We start from the raw sequence: 7,219 nt of genomic DNA on the forward strand, positions 1-7,219 counted from the left end.
ACGCTCCGGTTCATGACCGAGGGCACGCAGAAATGGGGATTCTACGTCCCCAATGGCGATGACGACTTCGCCCTCTGGCACTACAGGACCCCGACGATCGCCAATTACCTCTTCTTCGACGCCAGCACGGGCCACACCGGCGTCATGAAGACCGACCCCGAGTACACGCTCGACGTCGATGGAAGCATCCGTGCGGCCGACACGCTCCTCGCGCAGAACGCCCAGCTCGACTCGGATACCCAGTCCCAGATGATCCTCCGCCTGGGCGGCGACGCGCAGGCGAGGCTGGAGACGAGCATCTACGGCGGCAATATCGACCTCCTCGACGAGACCGGCTCGTATCTCGGGGGGCTTGAGGCCGACGTCTCCGGGGAGGGCGGCTACTTCTACGTCCGCCGGAGCGTGGGATCGAACGGCTTCACAATCGACGGCAACTACAGCGCCACGAACGAGACGCGCGTGTCGATCACCGGCTCGTCGTCGTCGTATTTCCGCACCGACCAGACCGGCGACGGCTCGGTCGTCTTGCCGACCGGGGCGATCTCGGACACCGAGATCATCGACGAGCCGGGCGCGGCCAGCGCCACGGAAGGCGCGGCGTCGGTATCCCTCACGACGGACCCCACGATCATCATGTCACAGTCGATCACCTGCCCGACGAGCGGGTACGTCCTCGCCCTCGGCACCTGCCAGGGACGGGTTTCTCACTCGACCGGCACTTACAGCTCCGGGCAGTTCGGCGTATCGATGGCGAGCGGCATCCTGCCGGCGAACCAGGACGTCGGTTTGTACCTCCAGGCGGCGCTGCCGACGGGTGTGTACGATTTCCCGGTGACCGTCCACGGCCTCTTCTCGGTGACCGCCGGTTCGCATTCGTTCTACCTCCTCGGCGAGGAAATTTCCGGCGCCTTCTCCGCCTACGACCGGCAGCTGACGCTCCTCTTCGTCCCGACGAGCTACGGCACGGTCGAACCGACCGCGGCGGGCGTGAACGTTCCCGACGACGAGGCGCGGAGCATGTCCGTGACGGCGTCCGACGCCGCGGCGATCGGTGCGGCCTCCGAGGCGGCGAACAGCGCGAGGATCGAGCGGGAGCTCGAGGACCTGCGCGCCCGCATCGCCGAGATCGAGCGCGAGCGGGACGACAACCGGCGCTGACGCGCCGACAGGCGCCGGCCCCGACCCGGGCCGGCGAGGCGACATCGCGCATGCGCATGACAGCGGACGGGGCGGGACGCGAGGCGTTCCGCCCCGTTTGCCATCCAACCGGCCCGACGGGGCCGGGGTTCCTTCGATTCGAAAGGAGATACCGATGAAACGAGCGATCTGCCTGGCTTTCCTGGCGCTCGCCGTCGCCGCACCGGCCGGCGCGGCGGTCCCGCGGACGCTGAGCTGGCAGGGCGTGCTGACCGACGGCGCGGGAACAGCCGTCCCCGACGGCTCGTACGAGGTGATTTTCCGCGTCTACGACGTCCCCTCCGGCGGCTCGCCCCTGTGGGAGAGCGTGCGCACCGTGGCCGTGGGCGACGGCATCTTCTCGGTCATGCTCGGAGAGACGGTGCCGCTCGGTCCCGCATTCGACGTGCCGTGCTGGCTCGGCATGTCAATCGAGGGCGGCGCGGAACTCGCGCCGCGCACGGCGCTCGCGTCCGTGCCCTACGCCCTGAACGCGGACGCCGTCCGCGGCGACGCCAATGTCTTTCCGGGAAGCGGGCGCGTCGGGATCGGGACCGTCGACCCCGGCGCCCCCCTCGAGGTGTGCGGCTCGCCCCAGAACGGCATCCGTTACAGCGGCACGAACGACTTCTACGCGGGCATCACGGCGAACACGCTCACCGCCGGGGCCAGACCGTACTTCGGCTACATGCGGTCGAATTCGCTCTACGCGTACACGAGCCTCGCCCCCGACGACGCGTGGGTCCTCTACCAGGCGGGGAGCGGCGAGACCTTCGTCGTCGAGGGAGGCGGCGACGTGGGGATCGGCGTCCGGTACCCGCGCGAGACGCTCGAAGTGGCCGGCGCGGTGATCATCGGCGACGCCGCCGGCTCGGTTGCAGGCACGATCCGCTGGACGGGAAGCGACTTCGAGGGACACGACGGCTCCTCCTGGCGGTCGCTCACCGCCGAGGGCGCCGCGCTCCCCGGCGGCTCCGCCGGACAGACCTTGCGCCACGACGGCGGGGGCTGGGCGGCGAACGACAATCTCTACAATGACGGCCTCCGGGTGGGAATCGGCACGACGAGCCCCGGCCGCGCCCTTCACGTCGCCGGCTCGGCGATCGTCGAGGACTCCCTCCTGACGAACCATGTCGTGCTCGGCGGACCGTTCCCCTTCTACGACGGACAACTTTTCCTCTACGGTCACGACACCCTGGAAGGCCGACTGCTCGGGACGAGCGAGGGGGGAATGCTCGAGCTTTTCGACGAAGGGAGCGATCCGCTCTGCGCGATCCAGCCGGACGCCGACGGGACAGGCGGATACTTCTCCGTCGCCCGTTCGACATCGGCTCCCGGGTTCGTCGTCGACGGCAACACGGGGGGTACGTACGATCCCATGGTCGCGGTCTACGGCGACGGGAACTCCGCCGTTCTCGACATGAGCGAGACGGGGAATGCATCGGTCGTCTTCCCGGTGAACGGGATCGGCGACGCCGAGATCCTCGACGAGCCGGGCGTGGCCTCGCGGGCCTTCGCCAGCGGGTTCAACATGGCCGGGGGGATCGAGCCGCTCCGTGCCCGCTCGATCAGCGTCCCCGACGCCGGGTACGTCCTCGTCCTCGCCACGGCCGAGGTGCGCGTCGTGCACACGGGCGGCGTGGCGAGCGAGGCGACCTTCGGCGTCTCGGACGACGCGGCGGGCTTTCCGGCGAACCAGGAGGCGAGCGTCTACGTCGGCTCCTCCCAGGCCTCGACGACCCTGTACCTGCCCGTCACCTGCCACGGGCTCTTCGAGGTCTCCGGCGCCGGCACGTACACCTACTATCTGCTCGGCGACGAGGTCTCGGGCAATCTCGCCGCGTGGGAGATGCAGCTGACCCTCGTCTACCTGCCGGGCTCCTACGGCCTCGTCGACGCGACGAACTACACGGGCGCCGCGCCTCCGGTCGCCGGCGCCGCTTCGGCGAGGGCCGTCGACACGGCCGCCGAGCGGGCGGCCGCCGAGGCCCTGGCCCGCGAGCGGATCGAGCGCGAGGTCGCATCGCTGCGCGCGGAGATCGAGAAGCTCAAGGCGTCGGGCGGGAACAACCGCTGACGGGAAGGCGCATCCGGCCATCAGGCCCAGTTGCGCGAAATCGGGGAAACGGAACCCGCGTCCCGCCGAACCCGGCCCGACGGCACGAAAAAAGGCGCCCCCTCACCTGGGAGGGGGCGCCTTCGCATGCGGAAACGACCGGGAATCGCGTTACACGACGCCGTGGTCGATCATCGAGTCGGCGACCTTCAGGAAACCGGCGATGTTCGCGCCCTTCACGTAGTTGATGAAGTCGCCTTCCTTGCCGTACTGCGCGCACTGCTCGTGGATGGCCACCATGATGCCGTGCAGCTTCTCGTCGACCTCTTCGCGGCTCCAGGAGAGGCGCAGGCTGTTCTGCGACATCTCGAGTCCGCTCGTGGCGACGCCGCCGGCGTTCGCGGCCTTGCCGAGCCCGTAGAGGATCTTGGCGCCCATGTAGACGTCGATCGCATCCGGCGTGCTGGGCATGTTCGCGCCCTCGGAGACGCAGATGCAGCCGTTCTTGATGAGGGCCTTGGCGTCGTCGACGTCGACCTCGTTCTGGGTCGCGCTCGGCAGCGCCACGTCGCACTTGACGTGCCAGGGGCGCTTGCCCTCGAGGTACTCGCACTTGAACTCGTCGGCGTATGCCTTGATGCGGCCGCGCTTGACGTTCTTGAGCTCCATGACCCAGGCGAGCTTCTCGCGCGTGATGCCGGCGGGATCGTGGATCGTGCCGCCGGAATCGGACATCGTGACGACCTTGGCGCCGAGATCGAGACACTTCTCGGTGCAGTACTGCGCGACGTTCCCCGAGCCGGACACGGTGCAGACCTTGCCCTCCATCGAGTCGCCGCGGGTCTTCAGCATCTCCTGGGCGAAGTAGACCTGGCCGTAGCCGGTCGCCTCGGGACGGACGAGGCTGCCGCCCCAGTTCCGGCCCTTGCCCGTCAGAACGCCGGTGAACTCGTTGCGGAGCTTCTTGTACATGCCGAACAGGTAGCCGATCTCGCGGCCGCCGACGCCGATGTCACCGGCGGGGACGTCGGTGTCCGGGCCGATGTGGCGGAAGAGCTCCATCATGAAGCTCTGGCAGAACCGCATGACCTCTCCGTCGCTCTTGCCCTTCGGATCGAAGTCGGATCCGCCCTTGCCGCCGCCCATCGGGAGGGTCGTCAGGGCGTTCTTGAAAACCTGCTCGAAGGCCAGGAACTTGAGGATGCCGAGGTTGACCGTCGGATGGAAGCGCAGGCCGCCCTTGTAGGGGCCGATCGCGCTGTTCATCTCGATCCGGAAGCCGCGGTTGACCTGGATCTCGCCCTTGTCGTCCACCCAGGGCACGCGGAACATGATGACGCGCTCGGGCTCGACGACCCGCTCCAGGATCCGCTCGTCCTGGTATCTCGGATTCTTCTCGATGAACGGCATCAGCGAGGAAACCACCTCGTGCACGGCCTGGTGGAACTCGGGCTGATGCGGATCGCGAGCCTGTACCTTCTTCATGAAGGCATCGACAGCTTTGGACATCTGAGCCTCCTTCGGCTGCGGCGGGTTGACCTGCACCCTGTCGGGCGGACGTGAAACCGGATTCTTCCCCCGGGAACGCCCGTCGGGAAGGGTGTAAATGTACGGAGGACGGAAAATTTTGTCAAGCCCATTGTCTATAGCCGAATTATTGGTGGAAACCGAATCGAATCGGCCGATTCGTGGGGAAACTACCCGGCGAGCACCCGTTCGATCGCCGAACGAAGTTCCGATCCCGTATAGGGTTTGCCGATCGCGCCGGCGAAACCGAACTGCTCGAAGCTGACCATGTTGGAATCGGCGAGCCGGCCGCTCGAGACGATCGCCCTGACCGCCGGGTCGATCTCCCGCAACTCGGCGATCGTCTCCTTCCCGCCCTTGCCCTTCTTGACGCCGAGATCGAGGATCACGAGGTCGTAGGGCCGTCCCGCATGGAGGGAGACGCGATATTTCCTGAGCGCCTCGTCGCCGTCCTTCGCGCAATCGACGTCGTAGCCGGCGGTGGCGAGCATCCGCGGCACGGCGCGGCGGAGCATCTCCTCGTCGTCCATGAAGAGGATTCGCGCCCTGCCGTCACCGTTCGATGCGCTCGATCCGTCGCGCACGCTCTCGCCTCCCACAACCGGTCGCTTCCCCCCGGCGAATGATTTCGACTGTCGATTGATACGTCACCGCTTGTCGAATCGTTGCGATTCGCTTCCGATTATATCCGCATGCGCGTGACGATGTCCATCGAAAAGGGCGGCTTCCCGCTGCGGCCCCCTTGCCCGCCGCGGGTAGCGCTCGGCCGGTTTCGCCCCGTCATTCCGCCGCGGACGCGTCGCCGGGGACGAGACGGTCGAGTTCCGCCGCCGGAATCCCGAGCGAATCGGCAGCCTTCCCGCGGTCGTTGCCGAAATGCGCGACGGCGAGTCGCGCGTGCTCGCGAACGACCTCCTCGATCGTCCGCGGGACGAAGGCTCCCCGCTTGCCGCACCCCGGCTCGATCGCCTGCCTGATGTACGGGGGCAGCGATTCGACGGCGATCTCGCTCGCATCGCTGCTGGCGACGGCGGCCTGCACGATCGTGCGGAGCTCCCGGATATTGTCCGGGAAGCTGTACGCGGAAAGCATCTCGAGCAGCTCGGGGCTGATCGTCTCGATCGTCTTCCCCGCCTTCTCCGCCTCCTCGGCGAGGAAGTGCGCGGCGAGGATCGGGATGTCGACGGCCCGCTCCCTGAGCGGCGGTATGCTGATCGAGTTGATCATCAGGTGGTAGAGGAGGTCGCGCGAGAAGCTCTGCCGGTACTCGGGACTCGTCAGGTCGTGCGTCGAGGAGACGATCATCCGGACGTCGGCCGTGCGGATCTCGGTCGAGTTCTCGCGGTAGTACTCGCCCGTCAGGATCGCCCGCTTGAGGCGGACCTGCATCGGATGCTGGAGGGCGTCGATGTTGTTGAGGAAGATCGTGCCGCCGTTGGCCTGCTCGATCAACCCCGTCCTCTCCTCCCGCGCGCCGCTCCAGTCGCGCGCCTGGCCGAAGAAGAAGGAGGGGAAATGCTCGGGATCCTGGCCGTCCGCCTCGACCGCGAGGAAGGGCTTGTTGCGCCGGGGGCTCACCTTGTGGATCGCCCTGGCGACCGCCTCCTTGCCCGTGCCGCTCTCGCCCCAGATGAAGATGCTCAGATCGCTCGCCGCCAGTTTCTCGGCCTGGTGGAAGAGCCGGATCATCTTCGGATCCTGCGACCGGAAGTTGCGGAACGCCTCCTCGTCGATGAGGCTCTCCCGCGAGAGTTCCTCGGGAAGATCCTCGATCGTGCGATGCAGGGCGTCGTGCTCCATCGCCGCGTCGATCACCTCGAGAAGCTTGTCGTCCTCGACCGGCTTGATGAGGTAATCGAAGGCGCCGACCTTCATCGCCCTGACCGCCATGTCGACGTCGCTCACGCCCGTCAGGACGACCACGGGCGTGGTGTCTCCCTTCGCCCGCATCGTCCGCATGATGTCCATCCCGCTCACGTACGGCATGTCCATGTCGAGCAGGATCACGTCGAAACGGCTCTCCTCGAGAAGACCGGCCACCGTGCGCGAGTCGTTCACCACGGTCGGCTCGAAGAGCCCCGTCTGCATGAGGAACACCCTGAAATAATTGGTGACGGCGACGTCGTCGTCGACGATGAGCACCCGTTTCATGCCTTCCCCCCACCGGCGGCCGGATGCGTCCTGCCCGCGGGGATCCTGATCCGGAAGACCGTCCCGCTGCCCTGCTTGCTGTTCACCGAGATGGTGCCGCCGTGTTCCTCGATGATCTTGTAGGAGATCGCCAGGCCGAGACCCGTCCCGCCCCTGGCGCGCTTCGTCGTGAAGAACGGGTCGAATATCTGCTTTATCGTCTTCTGGTTCATCCCGACACCGTCGTCCCGCACCTCGATGACGACGTGCCCGTCCTCGTTCGCCGTCTTGAGGGTGATCCGGCCGTGGCGATCGTCGGGCATCGCGTCG

Annotated in this window: 6 protein-coding genes; 2 read left to right on the plus strand and 4 right to left on the minus strand. The window is 67.2% G+C overall.

The features are described from left to right. Window positions 1-1,158 (plus strand): hypothetical protein (locus tag JW876_04120; GenBank protein MBN1884694.1); only part of this gene is annotated, 1,158 nt, incomplete at its 5' end. 154 nt (window positions 1,159-1,312) lie between these two features. Then, window positions 1,313-3,253, plus strand: coding sequence for a hypothetical protein (locus JW876_04125; GenBank protein ID MBN1884695.1), 1,941 nt, complete (start codon window positions 1,313-1,315; stop codon window positions 3,251-3,253). Between the two features lie 150 nt (window positions 3,254-3,403). Here JW876_04125 and gdhA read toward each other — a convergent pair whose 3' ends face one another. The 4 genes from gdhA to JW876_04145 form a co-directional block, all read right to left on the minus strand. Continuing rightward, window positions 3,404-4,741: an NADP-specific glutamate dehydrogenase gene (gdhA, locus tag JW876_04130; protein ID MBN1884696.1), complete on the minus strand. Its 1,338-nt coding sequence runs from the start codon at window positions 4,739-4,741 to the stop codon at window positions 3,404-3,406. A 188-nt stretch (window positions 4,742-4,929) separates the two neighbouring features. Next, window positions 4,930-5,343 carry a response regulator gene (locus tag JW876_04135; GenBank protein MBN1884697.1) on the minus strand — a complete coding sequence of 138 codons (414 nt, stop codon included), beginning with the start codon at window positions 5,341-5,343 and terminating at the stop codon, window positions 4,930-4,932. A gap of 196 nt (window positions 5,344-5,539) precedes the next feature. Further along, a complete protein-coding gene (locus tag JW876_04140) occupies window positions 5,540-6,910 on the minus strand; it encodes a sigma-54-dependent Fis family transcriptional regulator (GenBank protein MBN1884698.1) in 1,371 nt (456 codons plus the stop codon). Further along, window positions 6,907-7,219: HAMP domain-containing histidine kinase (locus JW876_04145; GenBank protein ID MBN1884699.1), on the minus strand; the 313-nt coding region annotated here is incomplete at its 5' end. The genes JW876_04145 and JW876_04140, both read right to left, overlap by 4 nt.

Source organism: Candidatus Krumholzibacteriota bacterium (assembly GCA_016931295.1).
Classification (GTDB): domain Bacteria; phylum Krumholzibacteriota; class Krumholzibacteriia; order Krumholzibacteriales; family Krumholzibacteriaceae; genus JAFGEZ01.

Coding starts and splice junctions, on each gene's coding strand:
- JW876_04140 (MBN1884698.1), bottom strand. CDS start 6,910: ATGAAACGGGTGCTCATCGTCGACGACGACGTCGCCGTCACCAATTAT.
- JW876_04125 (MBN1884695.1), top strand. CDS start 1,313: ATGAAACGAGCGATCTGCCTGGCTTTCCTGGCGCTCGCCGTCGCCGCA.
- gdhA (MBN1884696.1), bottom strand. CDS start 4,741: ATGTCCAAAGCTGTCGATGCCTTCATGAAGAAGGTACAGGCTCGCGAT.